25 protein-coding genes and 1 riboswitch are annotated in these 25,031 nt (G+C 54.5%); of the genes, 20 read left to right on the forward strand and 5 right to left on the reverse strand.

Going from position 1 to position 25,031, the window contains the following annotated elements:
- Positions 1-215: 215 nt before the first annotated feature.
- Positions 216-2,936, forward strand: a complete 2,721-nt coding sequence (gene acnA, locus GT3570_RS06410) for an aconitate hydratase AcnA (protein WP_023634183.1) — start codon at positions 216-218, stop codon at positions 2,934-2,936.
- A 37-nt stretch (positions 2,937-2,973) separates the two neighbouring features.
- Here acnA and sspL read toward each other — a convergent pair whose 3' ends face one another.
- Positions 2,974-3,111, reverse strand: a complete 138-nt coding sequence (gene sspL / locus GT3570_RS06415) for a small, acid-soluble spore protein L (RefSeq protein ID WP_011230846.1) — start codon at positions 3,109-3,111, stop codon at positions 2,974-2,976.
- Positions 3,112-3,183: 72 nt separating this feature from the next.
- Here sspL and GT3570_RS06420 point away from each other — a divergent pair, with 72 nt between their 5' ends.
- Positions 3,184-3,657: a divergent PAP2 family protein gene (locus GT3570_RS06420; RefSeq protein WP_011230847.1), complete on the forward strand. Its 474-nt coding sequence runs from the start codon at positions 3,184-3,186 to the stop codon at positions 3,655-3,657.
- 105 nt (positions 3,658-3,762) lie between these two features.
- Here GT3570_RS06420 and GT3570_RS06425 read toward each other — a convergent pair whose 3' ends face one another.
- Entirely contained in the window at positions 3,763-4,689 is a 927-nt protein-coding gene (locus GT3570_RS06425; RefSeq protein ID WP_011230848.1) for a DMT family transporter, read from the reverse strand.
- Between the two features lie 232 nt (positions 4,690-4,921).
- Here GT3570_RS06425 and GT3570_RS06430 point away from each other — a divergent pair, with 232 nt between their 5' ends.
- Both GT3570_RS06430 and GT3570_RS06435 read left to right on the forward strand, forming a co-directional pair.
- The gene (locus GT3570_RS06430; protein WP_011230849.1) at positions 4,922-5,587 is read left to right on the forward strand and encodes a ribonuclease H family protein; all 666 of its coding nucleotides are present in this window, start codon (positions 4,922-4,924) and stop codon (positions 5,585-5,587) included.
- Between the two features lie 6 nt (positions 5,588-5,593).
- Entirely contained in the window at positions 5,594-5,809 is a 216-nt protein-coding gene (locus GT3570_RS06435; protein WP_011230850.1) for a zinc-finger domain-containing protein, read from the forward strand.
- Between the two features lie 706 nt (positions 5,810-6,515).
- On the opposite strand, the gene GT3570_RS06440 is transcribed toward GT3570_RS06435, so the two are convergent.
- Together GT3570_RS06440 and cspD are read right to left on the reverse strand one after the other, a co-directional pair.
- Entirely contained in the window at positions 6,516-6,785 is a 270-nt protein-coding gene (locus tag GT3570_RS06440) for a DUF2564 family protein (RefSeq protein WP_062898546.1), read from the reverse strand.
- Positions 6,786-6,914: 129 nt separating this feature from the next.
- The gene (gene cspD / locus GT3570_RS06445; protein WP_003251474.1) at positions 6,915-7,115 is read right to left on the reverse strand and encodes a cold-shock protein CspD; all 201 of its coding nucleotides are present in this window, start codon (positions 7,113-7,115) and stop codon (positions 6,915-6,917) included.
- A gap of 320 nt (positions 7,116-7,435) precedes the next feature.
- Here cspD and GT3570_RS06450 point away from each other — a divergent pair, with 320 nt between their 5' ends.
- The 12 genes from GT3570_RS06450 to GT3570_RS06505 all read left to right on the forward strand — a co-directional run bounded on the left by GT3570_RS06450 (position 7,436) and on the right by GT3570_RS06505 (position 18,479).
- A complete protein-coding gene (locus GT3570_RS06450; protein WP_023634186.1) occupies positions 7,436-7,687 on the forward strand; it encodes a hypothetical protein in 252 nt (83 codons plus the stop codon).
- 194 nt (positions 7,688-7,881) lie between these two features.
- Positions 7,882-8,283 carry a sporulation protein gene (locus GT3570_RS06455; protein ID WP_031212907.1) on the forward strand — a complete coding sequence of 134 codons (402 nt, stop codon included), beginning with the start codon at positions 7,882-7,884 and terminating at the stop codon, positions 8,281-8,283.
- Positions 8,284-8,487: 204 nt separating this feature from the next.
- The gene (locus tag GT3570_RS06460; protein WP_013523470.1) at positions 8,488-9,306 is read left to right on the forward strand and encodes an MIP/aquaporin family protein; all 819 of its coding nucleotides are present in this window, start codon (positions 8,488-8,490) and stop codon (positions 9,304-9,306) included.
- Between the two features lie 49 nt (positions 9,307-9,355).
- Positions 9,356-10,846, forward strand: a complete 1,491-nt coding sequence (gene glpK / locus GT3570_RS06465; protein WP_013523471.1) for a glycerol kinase GlpK — start codon at positions 9,356-9,358, stop codon at positions 10,844-10,846.
- 354 nt (positions 10,847-11,200) lie between these two features.
- The gene (locus GT3570_RS06470; RefSeq protein ID WP_062898547.1) at positions 11,201-12,226 is read left to right on the forward strand and encodes an ABC transporter ATP-binding protein; all 1,026 of its coding nucleotides are present in this window, start codon (positions 11,201-11,203) and stop codon (positions 12,224-12,226) included.
- Positions 12,213-13,139 (forward strand): ABC transporter ATP-binding protein, encoded by a 927-nt coding sequence (locus tag GT3570_RS06475; protein WP_014195524.1) that lies wholly within the window; start codon positions 12,213-12,215, stop codon positions 13,137-13,139. Before GT3570_RS06470 ends, GT3570_RS06475 begins: the two co-directional genes overlap by 14 nt.
- An 18-nt stretch (positions 13,140-13,157) precedes the next feature.
- A complete protein-coding gene (gene opp4B, locus GT3570_RS06480; RefSeq protein WP_014195525.1) occupies positions 13,158-14,126 on the forward strand; it encodes an oligopeptide ABC transporter permease in 969 nt (322 codons plus the stop codon).
- A 21-nt stretch (positions 14,127-14,147) separates the two neighbouring features.
- Positions 14,148-15,056 carry an ABC transporter permease gene (locus GT3570_RS06485; protein ID WP_014195526.1) on the forward strand — a complete coding sequence of 303 codons (909 nt, stop codon included), beginning with the start codon at positions 14,148-14,150 and terminating at the stop codon, positions 15,054-15,056.
- Between the two features lie 13 nt (positions 15,057-15,069).
- Entirely contained in the window at positions 15,070-16,854 is a 1,785-nt protein-coding gene (gene opp4A / locus GT3570_RS06490; protein WP_014195527.1) for an oligopeptide ABC transporter substrate-binding protein, read from the forward strand.
- A gap of 50 nt (positions 16,855-16,904) precedes the next feature.
- Positions 16,905-17,009: riboswitch (SAM riboswitch) on the forward strand.
- Between the two features lie 50 nt (positions 17,010-17,059).
- Positions 17,060-17,416 (forward strand): hypothetical protein, encoded by a 357-nt coding sequence (locus GT3570_RS06495; protein WP_014195528.1) that lies wholly within the window; start codon positions 17,060-17,062, stop codon positions 17,414-17,416.
- 16 nt (positions 17,417-17,432) lie between these two features.
- The gene (locus tag GT3570_RS06500) at positions 17,433-17,816 is read left to right on the forward strand and encodes a VOC family protein (protein WP_014195529.1); all 384 of its coding nucleotides are present in this window, start codon (positions 17,433-17,435) and stop codon (positions 17,814-17,816) included.
- Positions 17,817-17,996: 180 nt separating this feature from the next.
- Positions 17,997-18,479, forward strand: a complete 483-nt coding sequence (locus GT3570_RS06505) for a PaaI family thioesterase (protein ID WP_013523474.1) — start codon at positions 17,997-17,999, stop codon at positions 18,477-18,479.
- Positions 18,480-18,834: 355 nt separating this feature from the next.
- On the opposite strand, the gene GT3570_RS06510 is transcribed toward GT3570_RS06505, so the two are convergent.
- Positions 18,835-19,251 (reverse strand): PaaI family thioesterase, encoded by a 417-nt coding sequence (locus GT3570_RS06510; RefSeq protein ID WP_014195531.1) that lies wholly within the window; start codon positions 19,249-19,251, stop codon positions 18,835-18,837.
- Positions 19,252-19,392: 141 nt separating this feature from the next.
- Between GT3570_RS06510 and hutG the strand changes: the two genes are divergently transcribed.
- The 4 genes from hutG (at position 19,393) to hutI (ending at position 24,960) form a co-directional block, all read left to right on the forward strand.
- Entirely contained in the window at positions 19,393-20,361 is a 969-nt protein-coding gene (hutG, locus tag GT3570_RS06515; protein WP_014195533.1) for a formimidoylglutamase, read from the forward strand.
- Positions 20,362-20,365: 4 nt separating this feature from the next.
- Positions 20,366-21,847: a helix-turn-helix domain-containing protein gene (locus GT3570_RS06520; protein WP_014195534.1), complete on the forward strand. Its 1,482-nt coding sequence runs from the start codon at positions 20,366-20,368 to the stop codon at positions 21,845-21,847.
- Positions 21,848-22,015: 168 nt separating this feature from the next.
- The gene (gene hutU, locus GT3570_RS06525) at positions 22,016-23,671 is read left to right on the forward strand and encodes a urocanate hydratase (protein ID WP_208854679.1); all 1,656 of its coding nucleotides are present in this window, start codon (positions 22,016-22,018) and stop codon (positions 23,669-23,671) included.
- 14 nt (positions 23,672-23,685) lie between these two features.
- Positions 23,686-24,960, forward strand: coding sequence for an imidazolonepropionase (gene hutI / locus GT3570_RS06530; protein WP_062898549.1), 1,275 nt, complete (start codon positions 23,686-23,688; stop codon positions 24,958-24,960).
- Positions 24,961-25,031 lie beyond the last annotated feature (71 nt).

Raw genomic sequence — 25,031 nt, forward strand, 5'->3', positions numbered from 1 at the left:
TAGTTTGCGACGAAACGGGCGCCTTATTCCTCTTTTGCCGCGGTAAGGAAGTAATATGGCGAGACATTGGAAATCATTATTTACAACTTGTGCTGTTCTATAATAAGATAAAGTCGTGCCGAACTTTATGGGGATTGGGAGAATTCATGCTATTTTTTCGACTTTTGTGCGAAAAAATAGTATAGTATTATTGTGAAGTGAAGGGGGTTATACATATGGCGAAACAAGATGTGTTCAACGCCCGCTCTTCATTCGAAGTCAACGGTAAAAAATACAATTATTACCGTTTGCAAGCGCTTGAAGAAGCGGGCATCGGCCAGGTGAGCCGCCTGCCGTACTCGATCAAAGTATTGCTTGAATCGGTGCTCCGCCAAGTCGACGGCCGCGTCATCACGAAAGAGCACGTCGAAAACTTGGCGAAATGGGGAACGCCGGAAATGAAAGACATCGACGTGCCGTTTAAGCCGTCGCGCGTCATTTTGCAAGACTTCACCGGCGTGCCGGCTGTCGTCGATTTGGCTTCGATGCGCAAAGCGATGGCCGATTTGGGAGGCGATCCGTACGAAATCAACCCGGAAATTCCGGTCGATCTCGTCATCGACCACTCGGTGCAAGTCGACCGCTACGGGTCAGACGATGCGCTGGAGTACAACATGGATTTGGAATTCAAACGGAACGCCGAACGGTACAAGTTTTTGAAATGGGCGCAAAAAGCGTTTAACAACTATCGTGCCGTTCCGCCGGCAACGGGGATCGTCCACCAAGTGAACTTGGAATATTTGGCAAGCGTCGTTCACGCGGTCGAAGGGGAGAACGGCGAGTACGAAGCGTTCCCGGATACGCTTGTCGGCACGGACTCGCATACGACGATGATCAACGGCCTCGGCGTCCTCGGTTGGGGGGTCGGCGGCATTGAAGCGGAAGCCGGCATGCTCGGCCAACCGTCGTACTTCCCGGTGCCGGAAGTCATCGGCGTCCGCCTGACAGGCAAGCTGCCGGACGGAGCGACGGCCACCGACTTGGCGCTTAAGGTGACGCAAGTGCTCCGGAAAAAAGGCGTCGTCGGCAAATTCGTTGAATTTTTCGGACCAGGAGTGGCGACTTTGCCGCTTGCCGACCGGGCGACGATTGCCAACATGGCGCCGGAATACGGGGCAACGTGCGGCTTCTTCCCGGTCGACGCTGAAGCGCTTGACTATTTGCGCTTGACCGGCCGCGACGAACATCACGTTCAAGTCGTCGAAGCGTATTGCAAAGCGAACGGTTTGTTCTACACGCCGGATGCACCGGAGCCGGTGTTTACGGATGTTGTGGAAATCAACTTGTCGGAAATTGAAACGAACTTGTCTGGCCCGAAACGGCCGCAAGACTTGATCCCGCTCTCGAAAATGAAACAGTCGTTCCGCGACGCGGTGAAAGCGCCGCAAGGCAACCAAGGCTTTGGCTTGACGGAAGCGGACTTGGAGCGGGAAATTACGGTCGAGCTGAACGGCGAACAAGTGAAATTAAAAACGGGCGCTGTCGTCATCGCGGCGATCACAAGCTGTACGAACACGTCGAACCCGTACGTGCTTGTCGCCGCTGGTTTAGTGGCGAAAAAAGCGGTCGAAAAAGGCTTGCAAGTGCCGAAATACGTGAAAACGTCGCTCGCGCCGGGCTCGAAAGTCGTCACCGGCTACTTGCGTGACTCGGGGCTGCTTCCGTATCTTGAACAGCTCGGTTTCAACATTGTCGGCTACGGCTGCACGACATGCATCGGCAACTCAGGTCCGCTTGCGCCGGAGCTCGAAAAAGCGCTCGCGGAAAGCGATCTGCTCGTGACAAGCGTCCTGTCCGGCAACCGGAACTTTGAAGGCCGCATCCACCCGCTTGTCAAAGGCAACTATTTGGCATCGCCGCCGCTTGTTGTCGCCTATGCGCTCGCCGGCACGGTCGACATTGACTTGTTGAACGAGCCGATTGGCAAAGACAAAGACGGCAACGACGTCTATTTCCGCGACATTTGGCCGTCGATGGAAGAAGTGAAGAATGTCGTCAAGCAAGCGGTCGATCCGGAACTGTTCCGCAAAGAATATGAGCGCGTGTTCGACGGCAATCCGCGCTGGAACGCCATCGAAACGACGGATGAGCCGCTGTACCAATGGGATGAAAACTCGACGTACATTCAAAATCCGCCGTTCTTTGAAGGCTTGTCGCCGGAAGTGCGCAAAGTTGAACCTCTCACCGGCTTGCGCGTCGTCGGCAAGTTCGGTGATTCGGTCACGACTGACCATATTTCGCCAGCTGGGTCGATCGGCAAAAACACGCCGGCAGGCCAATATTTGATCTCGAAAGGCGTCGAGCCGAAAGATTTCAACTCGTACGGTTCGCGGCGCGGCAACCATGAAGTGATGATGCGCGGCACGTTCGCCAACATCCGCATCCGCAACCAAATCGCGCCGGGCACGGAAGGCGGCTATACGACGTACTGGCCGACCGGCGAAGTGATGTCGATGTACGATGCGTGCATGAGATACAAACAAGACGGCACTGGGCTTGTCGTCATCGCCGGCAAAGACTACGGCATGGGCAGCTCGCGCGACTGGGCGGCGAAAGGGACGTTCTTGCTCGGCATTAAAACGGTCATCGCCGAAAGCTTTGAGCGCATCCACCGCTCGAACCTCGTTTTGATGGGCGTCCTGCCGCTGCAATTTAAAGAAGGCGAAAATGCGGAGACGCTCGGCTTGACGGGTAAAGAAGTGTTCGACATTCACATCGATGAAAACGTCAAACCGCGCGATCTCGTCAAAGTGACGGCGACGAACCCGGATACGGGTGAGAAGAAAGAATTTGAGGTCATCGTCCGCTTTGACAGCGAAGTCGAAATCGACTACTATCGCCACGGCGGCATTTTGCAAATGGTGTTGCGCGAAAAATTGGCGAAAGTGAAACAATAACGACAAAAAGCAGGCTCCCATATCGGGAAGCCTGCTTTTATTTTGTGTTGAGCTTTTTCGCTGCGTTCTCAAGCTTGCTTTTTGGATCCGGGGTGAACGTTCCGTCTTGGCCAAAGCCTTGCGGGTTGACGCCCGGCGCCTTCGTGCCGCGGTTTCGGCCGCCGTTTTTGGTCATTGCTCTCACCTCCGCTCTTTACGGATAGTATGGCCACCCTTGGTCAAAATATAAGCAAAGGAGGAAAGCGTGATGAACAAGGGGCTGAAGACGGCGCTCGCGACAATCGCGCTCGCCCAGTTTTTGAAAATCCCGATCAAGCAGTTGGAGACTGGCCGATGGGACTGGCGGCTCTTTTTCGAAACCGGCGGAATGCCAAGCTCCCACTCTGCCGGTGTTTCCGCCTTAGCGACATTTATCGCCCTCGAGCGAGGCGTGCGCACGATTGATTTTGCCTTGGCCGCGTTGTTTGGACTGATCGTCATGTACGATGCGCAAGGGGTGCGGCGCCAAGCGGGCGAACTCGCCCTTCGCCTGAACGAGCTTGCCGAGGAAGTAAAAAAGTTGGAAGGAGACCCAAAACAAACCGTTTATCACAAACGACAGCGGCAGCTGCGCGCCCGGCTCGGACACGAGCCGATCGAAGTCGTCGGCGGGGCGCTCTTGGGCATGGCGACCGGTGCTCTTTCGTATTGGGCGTGCCGACGCCGCAAACGAATGGTTTAGGCGGTGAGGCGGGTGGAGCGTCCACAGCATTGGAATGATGGGCGGCCTAACACCTGGAGTTAGGAAAAGAGCTGTCCCGCTTTTCATGCAGGACAGCTTCTGTCGCTACGATGGGATGTTCCGCTTTTCCCGCCACCGTCTGCCCCAGAGGCGCATGCTTGGCAGTTCGGCGAAAATCATGCCGGCCAAAATCGCAGCGCCGCCAAGCCAGGCCGATGGCGACAGCCGCTCTCCAGCCCAAAGGTAGGCGGTCAAAGCGGCGAACACCGGCTCCATGGCGAAAATCAGCGCGACATGGGCGGGAGTCGTATATTTTTGCACCGCCGTTTGGATGAGAAACGCCGCGGTCGTCGCCAACAACGATGTCACAGCGAGCGCCCCCCATACTTCCGGACGGCGGAGCACCGCCATATTCCACATTTGCGCGGCGTCTTCAAACCAAAAGGCAAAGAAGAAACAGAGGATGCCGACGGTAAAAATTTGCACCATTGTCAACAGCATCGTCGAATACTGAGAGGAATAGCGGCCGGTGACGATAATGTGCATGGCAAAGGAAACAGCACAAAGAAAGACAAAGAAATCGCCCTGATTGAACGACAGCTCCGCTCCCCCTGTCAGCCAATACAGGCCGAACGCGGCAAGTGCCGCTCCAACGACCGCATTCACAGACGGTTTTTGCTTTAAAATCAAAAAGGAAAACAATGGAACGAGCACAACGCTCAGTCCGGTAATAAAGCCGGCTTTCGAGGAAGTGGTATACAACAGTCCGATCGTTTGGAATGCGTAGCCGCAAAACAGCCATAGCCCCATCCACGCCCCAGCGCCGATGACTCGCCATGACAACTGGCCGAAGAGTGGGCGGGAAGCGGCAGCGATCCAAGCGAGAAGCAACAAGCCGGCCAAACTGAAGCGAACGGCGTTAAACGACAACGGCTCCAAAAACGAAATGGCATTTTGGACGACGACGAACGTCGCCCCCCAGACGAACGTCACCATTAGCAGACTCAGATCGGCTATGGTTTGACGCTTCAATTCGAATCCTCCCTCTTCATATGCTTGCGCCCCATCTCATTTTGGGTGCTAGCCGCTAGTGTACCACAAGTAGGCCGAAAAAGATAGATATTTTGGAAAAAAGATGGGCGCCTGCGGCAAAATGGTTGATACAAGAAGAAATTGCGCATAATATTAGGTAATGAACAAGGGCGCAAGTGTGGTAAAATAAAAACCAGCTCCGATCATCGCCACGCGGAAGGGTGACAATGCGTTGGACGTACAAATCCACTGGACGTATATCACGCCGAAAAAACAAGAGGCGTTTCTTGTCTCCGATTGGGTCGATGCCAAAAAGGCGCTCGCTTTGGCGGATGATTTTGAAAAAACCGGGCGGACGAAAACAGTGGAGTTCGTCGATCGAAACGGCACGGTGTGGTCAAAAAAAGAGCTGCAAAAGCTGCTTGAGGAGATCGCCGGCGAGCCGCATGAGATCGTTGTGTATTTCGACGGCGGCTTTGACCATGAGACGTCCCAAGGCGGCGCCGGCGCGGTCGTATACTATAAGCAAAACGATCATCGCTACCGGTTGCGCGCCAACCGCCGGCTCGGCGAAATCAAATCCAATAATGAGGCAGAGTATGCGGCGTTTTGGTTTGTCATGCAGCTGCTCGAGGAACTTGGCGTCCATCATTTGCCGGTGACGTTCCGCGGCGACTCCCACGTCGTGTTAAAGCAGCTGTCCGGCGATTGGCCGTGTTTTGAGGACGATTTCAACATCTGGCTTGACCGCATTGAAGCGAAAATGCGCGAGCTTCACATCGAACCGGCGTACGAGCCGATTTCGCGCAAACAAAATAAAGAGGCGGATTCGCTCGCCCGCCAGGCGCTTGAAGGGCAGATCATCACAAGCCGAACGGAATTGACAGGGAAAGGGTAAGGTCGTATGGGAAAGAAGCGGAACCGACGCAAAGAAATATTGGACCAAATCGCTTGGCTGGAGGAAACGTACTGCGATGGCTGCTTTTTAAAAAGCACGTTCCGGAAAGAGTACGGCAAAACGTACGCCCAATCGTTTTGCATCCAGCAATGCACGGTCGGGGAACAAATGCGGCAGTACGGGGAGATGCTTCTATCAGCGCCGCCGCGTTCGCGTCGGTAATGAAGGAATTTTTTTCAAGAGGCGGTTGGTGCGGGCGATAGGAGCCCCAATCTGCGCTTTCGCGGGCCTGGGGCGGTGCCGGCTGCGACCAGGCAAGCTTTGGCGTTTGAACGGAGGAAGCGGATGCGCTGCGAAGGCCGGTGATTGACAGAACATACGTTTTAACATGGAGAAACCTCAAAAGCAGTTCTTCTTTTCACTCCAAAAGGAAATCGCTTTTTGTCCTCCGCCTTAATAGATGCAATTTTTACTGAGCATTGGATCGACTGTCGAACGACCGAACAAACACCGCTTTCAGCCCCATGTATGGGTCTGAGAAGCGGGTGGTTGTTCGATCGTCCGTCACGCCAAGGCGTGACGGAGGCAAGCAAAGGCTTGCCCTCGACAGTCGAAAAATTGATAAGTGTCTTTTCTGTCAAAGAAAAGATATGTTAAACGTTTTGGTTGCATCTATATAGATGCAATTTAAAGCTTTAACATTTTTCGTTTTTACCGATCATTTCATCCGACTGTCGAGTGACCGAACAACACCGCTTCCAGACCCATGAATGGGTCTGGAAGCGAGTCGTTGTTCGGTCTTCCGTCACGCTAAAGCGTGACGGAGGCAAGCCTATGGCTTGCCTTCGACAGTCAAAAATGGATGAGCCACTTTTCCGTCAAGGATATGTTAAACGATTTCGTTGCATCTATATATATCGTTTTGCTGTTATTGCCGCGCCTCGCGAAGCTGGTGTTCGGCGCGGGCCAATGTTTGTTCGCAACGGGCGAGAAAATCACCGTCGACGCCCGTTGCTTCTTGGCGGGCGCGTGCAAGTTGGTCGCGGGAGTTTTTCACCGCTTGTTCGGCATGGCGAAGCATCTCGGGATCGAGCTGCATCGTCGCCTGGCCGACCATTTTCTCCGCCGTCTCGACGAACATTTCCACTTGCTTTAAGTCGTTGTATCCCGTATGTACGTCGGCATCGCGTCTGGCCATATGAACACCTCCCTTTTTTTATTGTTCGCCGCTTGGTTGAATCTATGCAAATCGCAATGAAAAAGGCACCCTGCTTAAGCAGGGTGCCTCTCGTTCCGCTCCCGTTCTCTCGTCTATGTCAACGAAGTCTTATAATTTGACAACGTTCGCTGCTTGCGGTCCGCGGTTTCCTTGGACGATTTCAAACGAAACTTCTTGGCCTTCTTCTAACGTTTTGAACCCTTCACCTTGGATCGCCGTGAAGTGGACGAATACGTCGGAACCGCCTTCCACTTCGATGAAACCGTAGCCTTTTTCGTTGTTAAACCATTTTACTTTACCACGTTGCATAATACTGAATTCCTCCTAATACCTTTAGCCTGTTCGGCTAACCTCAAGATTTTTATCAAATAACAAAATATACTTCACAGCCATCCAAGATGCACCTTCATGTTGAATGCCTGAAATATATTCTGTTATATGATGACTTTACTATACACTACCGCGGGTGGCCGCGTCAAGCAAAAGAAAGGAAATTTCCGAAAAAATTGTTTGCCGGCCCGAAAAACAATGCGTTGAAAAGGAAAACGGGCCGCTGGGGGAGAAAATAGTCATGAGCGGGCCACAACGCCCATACATTGGAATAGGAACGACAAAAAGGGGGAGAGCGGATGTACCGCGGAAAAATCGCGGGAAAAGAAGTGATCGTCCGGTTAGGGAGCCGGGTCAGCCGCCGCTATTTCAGCGACAATAAAATTTACCACATGGTTCTTTCGTACGGAGAGTCGGCGTTTCGCAAAGGGCTGGATATGTTTTGCATCTATAATGACCGCGTCGGCTTGATTGTCGCGGAAGTCGAGCAACAGGACGTCCCGGTCATTCGAATCGATTACATTATCGAAAACGAAAATGTGTACGAATAACCAATTGACAGCGGAAGGCGAATGCGGTAATCTCGAATGTAAGCGGTAACAAAACAAGCCGCATTCGTCCCTGTTTCTCCCAGGGGCAGACGTGCCGCGCCAGCATCGTCTGTTTATTTTTTGGCTCGCGTTGAAACAAGCGGCTTCGTTTTTTCGTATGATGATATGACAAGAGAGACAAAGAGGTGACTACGGTGTTATTGCGCAAAATGATGTCAAGAGTCGGAGTCGGGTCGGCGCACGTCGACTTGATCTTAAATAAATCGTTATGGCGCCAGGGGGAAATGATTCAAGGGATCGTCCACATTTACGGCGGAACGGTGGAACAAAGGATCGAGCGGCTCGATGTGGAGCTCGTGCAAAAAACAATCGAAAACGGCAAGGAACTGGATGCCATTGTCGCCGTCATTCCGGCGGCCGGAGCGTTTTGGATCAAGCCGAGCGAGAAAAAGGAAATCCCGTTTTCCTACACGATTCCGGAAACCTTGCCGCCATCGCGCCCGGGCCGGTCGTACCGGTTCATCACCCGCCTTCATATCGAAGACGCGGTCGATACGCTCGACTTCGATTACGTGCAAATTTTGCCGAAGAAATAGGTTGACAGCGTTTTCAACGGATGATATGCTAAAAGCAAGTTAATAACGTTGTGGTGGAGAAGCGGAGACCCACACATATTCCTCGTTGCTTAGCGGGGAAGTGTGTGGGTTTTTGTTTTTCCACCCAACGGCTAACCCTCCGGAGGGGCCGCCCAAGCAGGAAATAGCAGAGGAAATCACGAATGAAAAGGGGGAAGAGAACAAATGTCGCCATTTTTAGGGGAATTCATCGGCACGGCACTGCTCATCATTTTCGGCGCTGGTGTGTGCGCCGGGGTCAATTTAAAGAAATCATATGCGGCCAATTCGGGCTGGATTGTCATTACGATGGGGTGGGGGCTGGCGGTGGCCGTGGCCGTATACGCTGTCGGCCGGTATAGCGGCGCCCATCTCAATCCAGCGCTGACAGTGGCATTGGCCATAAGCGGTGATTTTCCATGGAAAGATGTCCCTGGCTATGTGTTGGCACAAGTACTTGGCGCTATGGTTGGGGCTGCCGTCGTCTATCTCCACTATTGGCCGCATTGGAAGGAAACAGACGACCCGGGTGTCAAGCTTGGCGTGTTTGCGACGGGTCCGGCAGTGCCGAATACGGCTGCCAACTTGCTTAGCGAGATCATCGGAACGTTTGTGTTGGTTTTGGCCATCTTGGCCATTGGCGCCAACAAATTCGCTGATGGACTCAATCCATTTATCGTTGGTTTTTTGATCGTGGCGATTGGACTGTCGCTCGGCGGTACGACGGGATACGCCATTAATCCAGCCCGAGACTTTGGACCTCGCTTAGCCCACTTTTTGTTGCCAATCCCAGGGAAAGGGTCATCGAATTGGGCGTATGCGTGGGTGCCGATCGTCGGACCGCTGCTTGGCGGCGCGTTAGGCAGTTTGGTCTATAAAGCCGTTTTCTTGGGAAAACCGACAGGCGCATTATGGGGAGTGCTGGCGGCAACCGCAGTCGTTTTGGCGGCGGCGAAGATGGCAAAAGGAAAAACAGCCAGCGCCGCAAGCCGCCGTTCTCTCTAGTTGGCGTACCGGGTTTGTAAGCAAATAAAGGTGAAGGGGGAAGAATGTCATGAATCAATACATTTTAGCCATCGACCAAGGCACAACGAGTTCGCGCGCGATTTTGTTCAATCAAAAGGGCGAAATCGTCCATATGGCGCAAAAAGAGTTTACGCAATATTTTCCGCAGCCCGGCTGGGTCGAGCACAACGCCAATGAAATTTGGGGATCGGTGCTTGCGGTCATTGCCAGCGTCTTGTCCGAGGCGCAAGTGAAGCCGGAACAAGTGGCGGCGATCGGCATTACGAACCAGCGGGAAACGACGGTTGTGTGGGAGAAAGACACCGGCAACCCGATTTACAACGCCATCGTCTGGCAGTCGCGGCAGACGGCCGGCATTTGCGATGAACTGAAAGCGAAAGGGTATGACCCGCTATTCCGCGAAAAAACCGGCTTGCTTATTGACGCCTATTTTTCCGGGACAAAAGTGAAATGGATTTTGGACCATGTCGAGGGGGCGCGCGAACGGGCGGAGCGAGGAGAGCTGCTCTTTGGCACGATTGATACGTGGCTCATTTGGAAGCTGTCCGGCGGCCGCGCCCATGTAACCGATTACTCGAACGCGTCGCGCACATTAATGTTTAACATTCATACGCTCGAGTGGGATGACGAGCTGCTTGCGATTTTAAACGTGCCAAAGGCGATGCTTCCTGAGGTGCGCCCGTCCTCGGAAGTATACGCGAAAACGGTTCCGCATCATTTCTTCGGCGTGGAGGTGCCGATCGCGGGAGCCGCGGGCGACCAGCAGGCGGCTTTGTTCGGCCAGGCGTGCTTTACGGAAGGGATGGCGAAAAATACGTACGGCACCGGCTGCTTTATGCTGATGAATACGGGGGAAAAAGCGGTGCAATCGAAACACGGGCTGCTCACAACGATCGCCTGGGGAATTGACGGCAAGGTTGAATACGCCCTTGAAGGCAGCATTTTCGTCGCCGGTTCGGCCATTCAATGGCTGCGCGACGGCTTGCGGATGATCAAAACGGCGGCTGACAGCGAAGCGTACGCTGAAAAAGTCGAGTCGACCGACGGGGTGTATGTCGTACCGGCGTTCGTCGGGCTTGGCACGCCGTATTGGGACAGCGAGGTGCGCGGGGCGGTGTTTGGCCTCACGCGCGGCACAACGAAAGAGCATTTCATCCGGGCCACCTTGGAATCGCTCGCTTACCAGACAAAAGATGTGCTCGCCGCCATGGAAGCCGATTCCGGCATCTCGCTGACCACGTTGCGCGTTGACGGCGGGGCGGTGAAAAACAATTTCCTTATGCAGTTCCAGAGCGATTTGCTTGCCGTTCCGGTCGAACGTCCGGTTGTGAATGAAACGACGGCCTTGGGTGCGGCGTATTTGGCCGGGCTGGCGGTCGGCTACTGGAACAGCCGAGATGACATCGCCGCCCAATGGCAGCTCGAGCGCCGGTTTGAGCCGAAGATGGATGACGACAAGCGAACGATGCTCTACGATGGCTGGAAAAAAGCGGTGCGGGCGGCGATGGCGTTTAAATAACTATAGGGAACAAAGCAATAATCGATCGTGAATGGGCGGCCGCGGTCAAGCTGTGTCCTTTTCCACTTTTTTGTTCATTGCTTAGGCAGATGTTCCTTTCGTGGAGCATCTGCTTATTTATTGTCCAAAAAATAGTGGTTGAAACTGAGCTGTAGTTCACAGTCATGTTTTTCTATGAGGTATAAGACTGGAAAGGAATCAAAAAATTTACTGATATTTTTTCTATAAATATTGAATTTACGAAAAAAAATGATAGAATATTATTTGAATTTACGAAAAAAAATGATAGAATATTATCTAAATATTATATATAGTCTAAAATTTAGTAATACTAACAAAAGGGAGAAGGACACATTGGCAAAGCAAATGTTATTGGAAATTGAGGAGTTGCGAATCTCTTTCCGCATCGGTGATGACTATTATGCGGCGGTCGACGACGTTTCGCTGGCGATCGGGGAGAACGAAGTCGTCGCTCTCGTCGGGGAGTCGGGTTGCGGCAAAAGCGCACTCGCTTTGTCGATTATGGGTCTCCACCCGCCCGAAAAGACAAAAATTGAGGGGCGCCTGCACTTTAAAGGGACAAATTTGCTGTCGCTCTCCGTTGCCGAACTCAATCGCATCCGCGGCAAAGAAATCGGGATGATCTTTCAGGATCCGTTAACGGCGCTCAATCCGCTCATGACGGTCGGCCGGCAGATCGAAGAAAGCATGGATTACCATCTGCGGCTGTCAGCAGCCGAAAAAAAGAAGCGAACGATCGGCTTGCTTCGCAAAGTCGGCATTCCGGAGCCGGAAAAGGTGTACTACCGTTATCCGCACGAGTTGTCCGGGGGGATGCGGCAGCGGGTCGTCATCGCGATCGCCATCGCCTGCGAGCCCGCCCTGCTCATCGCCGATGAACCGACAACGGCGCTTGATGTGACGATTCAGGCGCAGATCATAGGGCTGCTCAAAGAGTTGCAGCGGCAAATGAAAACGAGCATTATTTTAATCACGCATGATTTGGGGGTGGTGGCGGAAATGGCGGACCGTGTGGCGGTCATGTATGCTGGGGAAATCGTTGAGTTAGCGGACGTCGATACCATTTTTCACCGTCCGCTTCATCCATACACTCGCTCATTGTTGCAGTCGATCCCGTCTGCGCAGACGAAAAAGGAACGACTCCACGTCATCCAAGGGATCGTTCCGCCGCTGCATAAACTGCCGCGGCGCGGCTGCCGCTTCCAGCCGCGCATCAGCTGGATTGGGGCGGATAAGCACGAATCGGATCCGAAGTTGCGGGAAGTGGAGCCGGGGCACTGGGTGCGTTGCACATGTTACCAACATTTTTATTTTCCCGATGATCAAACGGTAGGTGGAATCGGCTATGGCGCTTCTTAACGTCAACCATTTGAAAGTATACTATCCGGTGCGCGGCGGTTTTTTTCGCCGGGTGGTCGACCATGTCCGCGCGGTGGATGATGTCAGTTTCACGCTGAACAAAGGGGAAACGTACGGGCTCGTCGGCGAGTCCGGCTGCGGCAAGACGACGACAGGGCGCACGATTATCGGTTTGATTCGCGCCACGGCCGGGGAAGTGCTGTTTGAAGGGACGGATTTGACAAAGCTTCGCCGCCGCGAGTTTCATCCGTATCGGAAAGACATCCAGATGATTTTCCAAGATCCGTATTCTTCGCTCAATCCGCGCAAACGTGTGCTCGACATTGTCGCCGAGCCGCTCCGCAATTTTGAACGCCTGTCCCCGCAAGAGGAGCGGCAGAAGGTGCAATACGTTTTAGAGCGGGTCGGCTTGAGCGCGGAGTCGATTTACAAATATCCGCATGAATTTTCCGGCGGACAGCGCCAACGCATCGGCATTGCGCGGGCGCTCACGCTCAATCCGAAGCTCATCATCGCCGATGAGCCGGTGTCGGCGCTTGATGTGTCGGTGCAGGCGCAAGTGTTGAATTTCATGAAAGAAATCCAGCAGGAGTACGGGCTGACGTATTTGTTCATCAGCCATGATTTAGGGATCATCCGGCATATGTGCGACCGCATCGGCATTATGTACCGCGGCCGGCTCGTGGAGGAAGGGACGAGCGAGGAGATTTTTACGAATCCTCAACATATTTATACGAAACGTCTGCTCTCCGCCATTCCGAACGCCGATCCGCGCGAACGCGGCCGGCAGGAGGCGCTTCGCCGCGAAGTGGAAAAAGAATATGAGCAGTCGTATTCCCGCTATTTTGATGAAAACGGCCGGGCTCACCCGCTCAAGCCGATTTCGCCGACGCACTCGGTGGCCATTCCGTAAAGAGGGGAAGACGGGAAGATGCTGAAATTTATTTTACGGCGAATCCTCATTATGATTCCGCAATTGTTTTTGCTGAGCGTCCTCATTTTCTTACTGGCGAAGGCGATGCCGGGCGATGCGCTGACGGGGCAGCTGGCGGCCAACCCGAAAATGGATCCGCAGACGCTTGAGGAAATGCGGGAAAAACTTGGCTTGAATGATCCGGTACATATTCAATACATCCGTTGGGTGAAAAACATGCTGCAAGGGGATCTCGGCCTTTCCTATACCCACCAGCAGCCGGTCACTGATCTGCTGGCCGGACGGATCGGGAATACGGTGTTGCTGTCGGCGGCGATTTTAATTTTGACGTACCTGATTGCCATTCCGCTTGGCATCGTGTCGGGGCGATGGACAGATACGTGGGCTGATAAGCTGATCGTCGGCTACAGCTATCTCGGGTTTGCCACGCCGCTGTTCATTTTTGCTTTGATCATGCTGTTTATTTTCGGCTTTCACCTTGGCTGGTTTCCAACCGGCGGCAGCGTGGACGTTCAGGTCGAGGAAGGGACGCTCGCTTACTATTTAAGCAAATTGAACCATCTCATGCTTCCGGCGTTGTCGGGAGCGCTCATCAACACGGTCGTTACGATTCAATATTTGCGCAGCGAAATCGTCGATACGAAAGTGAAAGATTTCGTGAAAACGGCGCGGGCGAAAGGCGTGCCGGAGCGGCACATCTATTGGCGCCATATTTTGCGCAATTCGTTTTTGCCGATCGCGGCGTTTTTAGGGTATGAGATCACCGGGCTTGTCGGCGGTTCCGTGTTTTTGGAGTCGATCTACAGCTATCCGGGGCTTGGCCAGCTGTTTTTGCAGTCGATTATGCAGCGGGATTACAGCGTCGTGACGGCGCTCGTCATGATTTCCGGCCTGGCGACGCTGGTGGGCACTCTGTTGTCGGACATCATTTTGAGTGCGGTCGACCCGCGCATCCGGATTGAGTAGGGAAGGAGGAAGGCAGCTGACATGAAAGCGGAAATCAGCGGCCCAACGCCGGCCGGAGCGAACATCGAGAAAAGCCCTTCCGCCTTTTCGATCATGTGGCGGGAGGTGGTTCGGGATCGGCTCGCGCTTGGTTCGCTCATCATTTTAGGAATCCTTTTGTCGATCGTCTATGGCGTGTCGCTCTTTTTGGATCAAGAGGAAATCGTGAAAGTGGATTTTCTTTCCATCTATTCTCCGCCGTCAGCGGAACACTGGCTTGGCACAGACTACGGAGGGCGCGACGTGTTTGGCCAGCTCATCATCGGCGCCCGCAATTCGTTTACGATCGGACTGGCCATTACGCTCATCACTGGGGCGATCGGCCTCATTGTCGGATTGGTGGCCGGCTATTTTGGCGGCTGGATTGACAATGTCATTATGCGCATCATCGATTTCATTCTCGTTCTGCCGTTTTTGATGCTCGTTATTGTTTTTGTCGCCATTGTGCCTAAATATAATGTATTGACGTTCATTTTGATCATGAGCGCGTTTTTGTGGACGGGCAAAGCCCGGCTGATCCGCGCCAAAACGCTGGCCGAGCGCGAGCTGGATTATGTCAGCGCGTCAAAAACGCTCGGCACGCCAGATTGGAAAATCATTATTTTTCAAATTTTGCCCAACCTCAGCTCGATCATTATCGTCAATTTGACGTTAAATTTGGCGGGCAACATCGGCATCGAGTCCGGGCTCACGTATCTTGGCTTCGGGCTGCCGGAGAGCACGCCGAGCTTAGGGACGTTGGTCAGCTATGCGACCAACCCGGATGTTTTGCAAAACAAATGGTGGGTTTGGTTGCCTGCGTCATTGCTTATTTTAGTGATGATGCTGTGCATAAATTTCATCGGCCAAGCGCTGAAACGTGCGGCTGATGCAAGACAACGACTAGGATAAGGGGGAAGAAAATGTGAAGAGAAAATGGCTGGCGGCTCTCGCCGCGCTCTTGCTCGTGCTCGCCGGGTGCACGGGCAAATCCGACACAACGAGCGGAAAGGGCAACAATAACGAAAAACCGGCGGCTCAGAAGGAAGACATCAGCAAATTCCCGATGACGGTGAAAAACGACGGGAAAATCATCGACGGCGGCGTGTTGAAATACGGCCTTGTGTCCGATACGCCGTTTGAAGGGACGCTCAGCTATGCATTCTACACCGGAGCGCCCGACGCAGAGATTTTGCAATTTTTTGACGAGTCGCTTTTCCGGACGAACGGTGACTATGAAATTACAAATGATGGGGCTGCCACGTATGAGTTGTCGGATGATAAAAAGACGATGACAATCCATATTAAAGACAATGTGAATTGGCATGACGGCCAGCCGGTGACCGCTGAAGACTTGGAGTATGCGTATTTGGTCATCGGCCATAAAGATTACACCGGCGTCCGCTATGGCGATGCGCTCATCCAAGGGATCGTCGGGATGGAAGAATATCACAGCGGCAAAGCGGATAAAATTTCCGGCATTAAAGTCATCGACAAAAAGACGTTGACGATCACATGGAAACAGGCCAATCCGTCGGTGTTGACCGGCATTTGGGCGTATCCGCTGCCGAAGCATTACTTGAAAGACATTCCGATCAAAGACTTGGCGAAATCGGATAAAATCCGGAAAAACCCGATCGGGTTCGGTCCGTTTAAAGTGAAGAAAATCGTTCCGGGCGAGTCGGTAGAGTTTGTTCGCAATGATGACTACTGGGCTGGCAAACCGAACTTGGAAGGCGTCATTTTGAAAGTCGTCAGCCCGCAAGTCGTCCTGCAAGCGCTGAAAAAAGGCGAAATTGACGTCGCTGAGTTCCCGACTGACCAATATTTGAACGCGAAAGGGACGAAAAACATTCAGTTTATCGGTAGAGTGGATTTGGCGTACAACTATATCGGCTTTAAACTCGGCCATTGGGATGCGAAAAAGCAGGAAAACGTAATGGACAATCCGAAATTCCAAAACAAAAAACTGCGCCAAGCCATGGCGTACGCCATCAACAACCAAGAGGTGGCCGACCGCCTGTATCATGGTTTGCGCTTCCCGGCGAACACGCTCATTCCGCCGTCGTTCCCGGGCTATCATGACAGCTCCATCAAAGGATATACGTACAATCCGGAAAAAGCGAAACAATTGCTGGATGAAGCGGGATATAAAGATGTGGATGGCGATGGCCTCCGCGAAGATCCAAACGGCAAAAAATTCAAGATCAACTTCTTGGCGATGAGCGGTGGGGACATCGCTGAACCGCTGGCCAAATTTTATATGCAATGCTGGAAAGATGTGGGCCTCGATGTTCAGCTTGTAGACGGACGCTTGGCGGAGTTCAACTCCTTCTACGATATGGTCGAAAAAGACGATCCGAAAGTGGATGTCTACGCCGCCGCTTGGGGAACTGGAACGGACGTCGACCCGTACGGATTGTACGGCCGCAACGTCATGTTCAACTACTCGCGCTGGGTGAATGAGAAAAACGATGAACTGTTGGAAAAAGGCCATTCCGAACAGGCGTTTGACAAAGAATATCGTCGGAAAATTTACAGTGAATGGCAAAAGCTGATGAACGAAGAAGTGCCGGTCATCCCGACGTTGTATCGTTCGGCCATTTATGCCGTCAACAACCGCGTCGCCAACTTCACGGTCGATCCGGGCTCGAAACTGACGTGGAAAGATGTCGGCGTCACGTCCGAGCAACCGGAAGTCGAACAATGACGATTGTTGCCTTTGATGATGTATGATAAGATAGAAGATAAATTGCATACGTCTTATCAAGAGTGGGCGAGAGAACGGGCTTGATGACCCCACAGCAACCTGCCGCAGGCAAGGTGCTAACACCCGCAAAGCGGTTTCGCTTTGGATGATAAGAATGGCTCATGGCCCCTTTCGCATCATTCCGAGGCGAAGGGGGTTTTTGTCGATGGGAGGTGAAGGAGAAACAGTGGAGGAGGCGGTTTCGCTCCGCGCTTGCATGGCCGCTCATCTCCCTGCCGCAGCGTTCGCCGTTTGTGTCATGCGCTGTGTGCAGGCGGAGCTCATCCGGTTTGACCCTAAGGCGGCGGTGCATGTCGACCGTGGGGACGGATACGTTCATTTGTATGGGGAAGCGCAAGGAACAGCCTTTTCGTTGTTGTTGACCAACAGTGAGGCGGACGAATGGAAGGCGGACGGACCGTACGCCCTTGACCGCTACATATGGACAGAGCTTGGGAAAAAAGGGATTTTCCCGATGCAGATGACGCCGTATTTACAAGCAGTATGGTTAACTGAGTCATAGAAAGGAAGAGGGACGAATGGCAGTCAAAAAATTTGAACATGTCGGCATTCAAGTGAAAGACATCGAGGCATCGAAAGAGTTTTATCAAAATGTTGTCGGCTTGGAGCTGCTCGACGAAATGATTCATACGAACGGCACGATGAAATTGGCGTTTTTAGGGATTGGCGGCTCGATCATTGTCGAGCTGATCGAAGGATACAATCCGGATTTGCCGACGGAAGGAAAAGTGCACCATGTGGCGTTTACGGTGGAAGGCATTGAGCAGGAGAAAGAACGGCTTCAGTCGCTCGGTGTGCCGCTTGTGTGGGAAGAAATAACGACACTTCCGAACGGGGCCAAATATTTGTTCTTCCTCGGGCCCGACGGCGAATGGATCGAGTTTTACGAGCCTGCTCGATAAATGGCGTCACGCTAGGCGGCCAGCTGTTTGGGCCGCCTATGAATTTGCCGTCTGGCGATTGGCGCTTCGTTCCATTTTTCTTCGTATGGCCTTGCCTGCCGCTAGACAACAACCGTCCATGTAGGAGTCGTCGTCTTCTCGATTCAATGGTATACTAGAAAAAGAGAGGGGGAGGATGACGTGGAAGAAATGATCGTGCACGCGATTCAAGACGACTACCCTGATGAATTCGCCTGGTGCTACGGCTGCGGGCGTCTGAATGAACAAGGCCACCATTTCCGCACCGGGTGGCGGGGCGACAAAACGGTGACGGTGTATACGCCGCGTCCGGAACATACGGCGATTCCAGGGTTTGTGTACGGCGGGCTGATCGCCTCGCTCATTGATTGCCACGGCACCGGTTCAGCGGCGCTTGCCTTGCATCGGAAAAACGGCCATGAACCAGGGAGCGGGGAAACGCCGCCGCGCTTTGTCACTGCGTCGCTTCACGTCGATTTCGTCAAGCCGACGCCGCATGGAGTGCCGCTTGTCGCCGTCGGCACTGTGACGGAGATTCATCCGAAAAAATGGAAAGTGGACACCGAAGTGTTCGCCAACGGCGAACTGTGCGCCCGCGGGCAAGTCGTCGCCGTCGTAATGCCGAAAACGTTTGTCCGTGGGTAACAAGCAACGAAAGGCGCCGGAGAGCGGCTGTTTTTGACAGCGCTTTCTCCGGCGCTTGGCAACTGGTCGAAAACGGCTGCGCCTCACCTCGTTTCGCCATTGAGGACTGATGATGTCATGAAAAAGGCAACTCGACAACGCCTCTTCTCAAGTGGGGAAACCTTGTGAAATTGGTTCTCCTTTTTCAACAAAACCACCGATTTGGCGAACATCATCGTTTTTCACCGGTTTTCTCGGATTCCTCTGATCATCGCTTTCCATGCGTTTCAAAACAACAACAGCAGCTGCTGTTTGGACTCGTCGAATCCAAGGAGAACGAGCATGCGCAAAAACGCCTTTTGGAGATCCATCACCTTCACGGTTTGTCCATGATCAGCACCGACGACGTGGCGCTCGCCACCTCTTTGCCGTTTTGCCGCACGATGGCGGTTACATAGGCGACGGTTTTCCCGAACTTTTCCACCCGCGCCTCGATTTCGGCTTCTCCAGCCGCCGCTGGGCGGTGAAACGTCGTCTGCAAGTTGATGGAGGCGTGCATTTGGTCATCGCGAAGCAAGGTCGTCACCGCATACGCCATGAGAATGTCCGCCGCCGCCCCGACGAACCCGCCCATAATCACCCCGTTGCCGTTGAGCAGCGATTCGCTGATCGTCCATACGCCTTTCGCATAGCCGTCTCGGGCTTCCGTCAGGCGGACGCCGAGCGTTTCGTCGCATGGGGGCGGCGCGCTTTGACCGGCGATGACAGCGTGCAAGTTGGTCATTGGCTTCATGTGGAACACCCTTTCTGTTGTCAATCATGTTTTTTTATTCGCCAAACGGCGGCGATTTCCTCTTTTCGCGTGCATGAGGAGGAGAACGGCAAAGCTGTGGCGAAAGAAACAAGCAGCTGATGATGGAAAGGAGATGGTCTCATGTATCAACCGCCAGACGCCGGCCGTTGGACGGGACGGATTGACAGCGTGAGCGATGAGCAGGCGTTTCGTCTTCATCAGCGCATTCGCTTGCTCGATTTGTCGCAGCCATTGGAGACGGTGGAACGAGCGGCGGCATTCATCGGGTTTGCGTGCGACGAAGGAGTGCGCCGCAACCAAGGCCGCCAAGGGGCGAAAGAGGCGCCGGCCGCCGTCAAAGCGGCGCTGGCCCGGCTGCCTTGGCATCTTCCGGAAGGGGTCGTTGTCTATGACGCAGGCGATGTCGTTTGCGTCGATGAACGGCTCGAACAAAGCCAGACTGAACTTGGGAAGGCGGTCGCCCGCCTGCTGAAAAACGGGATGGCGTCTATCGTGATCGGCGGCGGCCATGAGACGGCGTACGGCCATTACTTGGGCGTTCGCGAAGCGCTCGGGCCCGAAGCCCGCCTTGGCATCCTCAACATTGACGCCCATTTCGACTTGCGCCCGTACGATGACGGGCCGACGTCCGGGACGATGTTCCGGCAAATATTGGATCAAGACGAACGGGTCCGTTACTTCTGCCTCGGCATTCAGCGGCTTGGCAACACGGCGGCGCTGTTTGCGGCGGCCGAGACGTACGGCTGCCGGTACATGCTTGAAGACGAGCTGACCGCAGGGCCGATCGAGGCCGCCTATGAACAAATCGAGGAATTTGCCGCTCATCACGATGCCGTGATGTTGACCATTTGCATGGACGCCATCAGCGCGGCTGCCGCGCCGGGGGTGAGCGCGCCGTCGCCGTTTGGACTTGCTCCGTCGCTAGTGCGCGCTCTCGTCCGCCGAATCGTTTCTCATCCGAAAACGATCAGCGTCGATCTTTGCGAAGTCAATCCACTCTGGGATGAAGGCGGAAAAACGGTGGCGTTGGCCGCCGCCTTTTGCATGGAAGCGCTCCTTCATTTTCGACGCTTGCAGCCAAGGCGGTGAGAACGTGAAATTGGTCATTGCCGAACGGGACGACAAGGAACGAGAAGCGATCCGCTGGCTCGTTTCCGCGTATTCCTTGCCGATTGAGCAAGTATATACGGCGGCTACGGTCGAGGAGATGATGGCGTTTCTTGAGCGGGAGGCGCCGGAGCTATTGTACGTCGAACTGGATATGATTCCGTATGAACGATGGTCGAAGGCGACATCCCACGTCCGCTTGTTTTGCCAACGCGTGATTGCCGCAACGGCCGAGGCGACGTTTGCGCGGGCGAAACAAGCCATCGACTGGCAATGCGTCGATTTGCTTGTGAAGCCGCTTGAGCCCGCCAAGCTGAAACAAGCGTTGAGGACGGCGGTTTCGCTTTCCTCCAACAGCCGCTCGAGCCTGACAGCGGGTTTTGACGGCCATGACGACTACCGCGCATTATTTTACGATGACCCCGCCGCAGCTTCCACCCATGTATGGCTTGTGCAGGCGGAACAGCCTGCCTTGTCTCGAGAAGTGATCCGCTTTTTAACGAGCTATCCGTTTCGCGGACGGGCGCGCGTATTGCCGCTCACCCATATGGCGGTTTGCCTGCTTCCCGATTTGCCGGGCGACGGGAAAGAAGAGGCGTGGAAGCTGTTGCGCGATTGGGAAGAGGAGCATCATGAGCCGCTCGCGGTTGTCGTGATGCCGCCTGATGGTCGGAAAACGGTGCGCGGGCAATACCAAGCGGCCCGCCGGTTGCTGGAGACGACGTTTTTCATTGGCTATCGCCAAGTGATCGCTCCCGCTTCGGAATACGAACAGTGGCGTGAGCTCGATCCCTTTTTGACGCCGGAGGAGCAGCGGCAATGGATCGAGATGCTCGAGCGGTTCGACCATGAAGGGGTGAAGCGATGGCTGCGGCGCGAATTCTCCCATTGGAAGCCGCCGTTTCCGAGCCCGGAGATGGTGCGGACGCGGCTGACGAGCATCTTGGCGCAAATCCGCCGGTTTATGAAAACATACGGCCTTGACCGCGGCGGAACCGAGCGGGAGTATATGCGCATTTTTCAAGACATTTTGTACAATCCCGTCTTGTATCGCATCGTTCAAGAATTGATTTTATTTTTATATCGATTGTTCCATGAGGCCAAGCAGGCCGAGGAAGACGCGCGCGTCGACGCCGTGGAGCGCGGCCTCCGCTATATGGAGGCGCATTTTCGCGATCCGTCGCTCACGCTTGAGCGGGTCGCGGCCGCCGCCGGGCGCAGCCCCGCGTATTTCAGCCATTTGTTGTCGAAAAAGCGCGGCGTGACGTTTCGCCAGTGGCTGACCAACCGGCGGCTTGAGGAAGCGAAACGGCTGCTTCGGCAGACGGATTTGTCGATTAAAGAAATCGCCGAACAAACCGGGTTTCGCACCGCCCATTATTTGATGCGCGTCTTTAAAGCCGAACTGAACCAGACGCCGACCGCCTACCGCGATGAACAACGGCTGAAACCGTCATCACCGCGGTAGGCGGTTTTTTCAAAAGAAATGAACATATATCAAAAGAAATGGATAGATGAAGCGAAAAGAAAAAAGAAATTTCAAAAAAAATGGATCATCTTGAAAAGACGAGAATCTATCTCCATCCTCTTGGCTTCCTTACAATAAAAAGCAAAGAGGAAAAAGGAGAGGATGACGATGGCAGAAAAACGGACCGTACGCCCGTTTGCGGGAACAGAGCGGCGGGTGAAAGGATGGATTCAAGAAGCGGCGTTGCGTATGTTAAACAACAATTTGCATCCCGATGTCGCCGAGCGGCCGGATGAGTTGATCGTCTACGGCGGCATCGGCAAGGCGGCGCGCAACTGGGAATGTTACGAGGCGATTGTGGACACCCTTCTTCGTTTAGAAAACGATGAAACGTTGCTCATTCAATCCGGCAAGCCGGTGGCGGTGTTTCGCACGCATCCGGACGCCCCTCGCGTGCTGATCGCCAACTCCAACCTCGTGCCCGCATGGGCGACGTGGGACCATTTCCACGAACTTGACAAAAAAGGGTTGATCATGTACGGACAAATGACGGCCGGGAGCTGGATTTACATCGGCAGCCAAGGGATCGTCCAAGGGACGTATGAAACGTTTGCCGAAGTGGCGCGCCAGCACTTTGGCGGCACGCTGGCCGGGACGATCACGCTAACCGCCGGCCTTGGCGGCATGGGCGGGGCGCAGCCGCTCGCCGTGACGATGAACGGCGGCGTCTGCCTCGCCATCGAAGTCGATCCGGCCCGCATCCAGCGCCGCATTGACACGAATTACTTGGATACGATGACCGACAGCCTAGACGCGGCGCTCGAGATGGCGAAACAAGCGAAGGAAGAGAAAAAAGCGCTGTCGATCGGCCTTGTCGGCAATGCGGCTGAAGTGTTGCCGCGTCTCGTCGAAATGGGCTTTGTTCCGGACGTCTTGACCGATCAAACGTCCGCCCACGATCCGTTAAACGGCTACATCCCGGCTGGCCTTACGCTTGATGAGGCCGCCGAACTCAGGGCGCGCGATCCGAAGCAGTACATCGCCCGTGCAAAACAGTCGATCGCCGCGCATGTTCGAGCGATGCTGGCGATGCAAAAGCAAGGGGCGGTGACGTTTGATTACGGCAACAACATCCGCCAAGTGGCAAAAGACGAAGGGGTGGACGACGCCTTTTCCTTCCCGGGTTTTGTGCCGGCCTACATCCGTCCGCTCTTTTGCGAAGGAAAAGGGCCGTTCCGCTGGGTGGCATTATCCGGCGACCCGGAAGACATTTATAAAACCGATGAAGTCATTTTGCGTGAATTCAGCGACAATGAGCGTCTTTGCCATTGGATTCGCATGGCGCAAAAACGCATTAAGTTCCAAGGGCTGCCGGCGCGCATTTGTTGGCTCGGCTACGGCGAGCGGGCGAAGTTCGGGAAAATCATCAACGACATGGTGGCCAAAGGCGAGCTGAAAGCGCCGATCGTCATCGGTCGCGATCATTTGGATTCGGGCTCCGTTGCTTCGCCGAACCGGGAGACGGAAGGAATGAAAGACGGAAGCGACGCCATCGCCGACTGGCCGATTTTAAACGCGCTGTTGAATGCGGTCGGCGGCGCAAGCTGGGTGTCGGTTCACCACGGCGGCGGCGTCGGCATGGGCTACTCCATTCACGCCGGCATGGTCATTGTCGCCGACGGCACGAAAGAGGCGGAAAAACGGCTGGAGCGCGTGTTGACGACCGACCCGGGGCTTGGTGTGGTCCGCCACGCCGACGCTGGGTATGAGCTCGCCATTCGGACAGCGAAAGAAAAAGGCATCGATATGCCGATGCTGAAGTAGAAAGGGGGATCCATATGCGCCCGCTTTTTGTCCGCCGCGCCCGCCAGCTCGTCACGCTGGCGGGAAGCTCCGCGGCTCCGCTTGTCAAGGAGAAGATGAGCGATCTTCACATCATCGAAAACGGCAGCGTCTGGATCGAACATGGCACGATCGTGGCGGTTGGGGCGGACGATGAACTGGCCCGCCAATTTGCCGATCGGCTCGCCGAAGCGGAAGTCATTGACGCTAAGGGCAAAACGGTGACGCCTGGGCTTGTCGATCCTCATACTCATCTCGTTTACGCCGGCAGCCGCGAACACGAATGGACGATGCGGCTCGGCGGGGCGACGTACATGGAAATCATGAACGCAGGCGGCGGCATTCATGCGACGACAAAAGCGACGCGCGAGGCGTCGGAAGAGATGTTGTATGAAGAAAGCAAGCGGCGGCTCGATCAGTTTTTGCTTCATGGGGTCACGACCGTCGAAGCAAAAAGCGGCTATGGTTTAAGCCTTGAGCACGAAATCAAGCAGCTTGAAGTCGCCAAGCGTCTCGATGACACCCACCCGGTCGATATCGTCTCCACGTTTCTTGGCGCTCATGCCGTTCCGCCGGAGTGGAAGCACGATCCGGATGAATACGTCCGCCTTGTCATCGACGAGATGATTCCCGAAGTGAGCCGGCGGGGGCTCGCCGAGTTCAACGACGTCTTTTGCGAGCGCGGCGTCTTTACCCCCGACCAGGCGCGCCTCATCCTCGAAGCAGGCAAAGAGCACGGCTTGACGCCGAAAATCCACGCCGATGAAATCGAGCCGTATGGCGGGGCGGAACTGGCAGCCGAAGTCGGCGCGATATCCGCCGACCACCTGCTTCGTGCGTCGGACGAAGGGCTTCGGCGCATGGCGGAGCGCGGCGTGATCGGCGTTCTCTTGCCGGGCACGGCATTTTTCTTAATGACAAAAGCCGCTGATGCCCGCCGTTTGATCGACGCCGGCGTTCCCGTCGCTTTGGCGACCGACTGCAACCCCGGTTCGTCGCCGACCGTCTCGCTGCCGCTTGTCATGAGCCTTGCCTGCCTGCATATGGGCATGACTCCCGCTGAAGCGATGGCCGCCGCCACGATCAATGCCGCCCACGCCATCGGCCGCGCGCATCTCGTCGGCAGCCTCGAGCCGGGGAAGAAGGCGGATTTGGTCATTTTCAATGTCCCGAATTATATGCAAATCATGTACTATTACGGCGTCAACCATGCGGTGACGGTGATCAAAGGTGGAAAGGTGGTGGTGAACGACGGCAAGGTGTACATCTGAAGGGGGAATGGTCTTCCGTCGAGGTGTCTAGCGACCGGGAGCGGTTATGCTTCCGGCCGTGCTGTCGTCTT

It is taken from the genome of Geobacillus thermoleovorans, from assembly GCF_001610955.1.
In the GTDB taxonomy this organism is placed as follows: Bacteria; Bacillota; Bacilli; order Bacillales; family Anoxybacillaceae; genus Geobacillus; species Geobacillus thermoleovorans.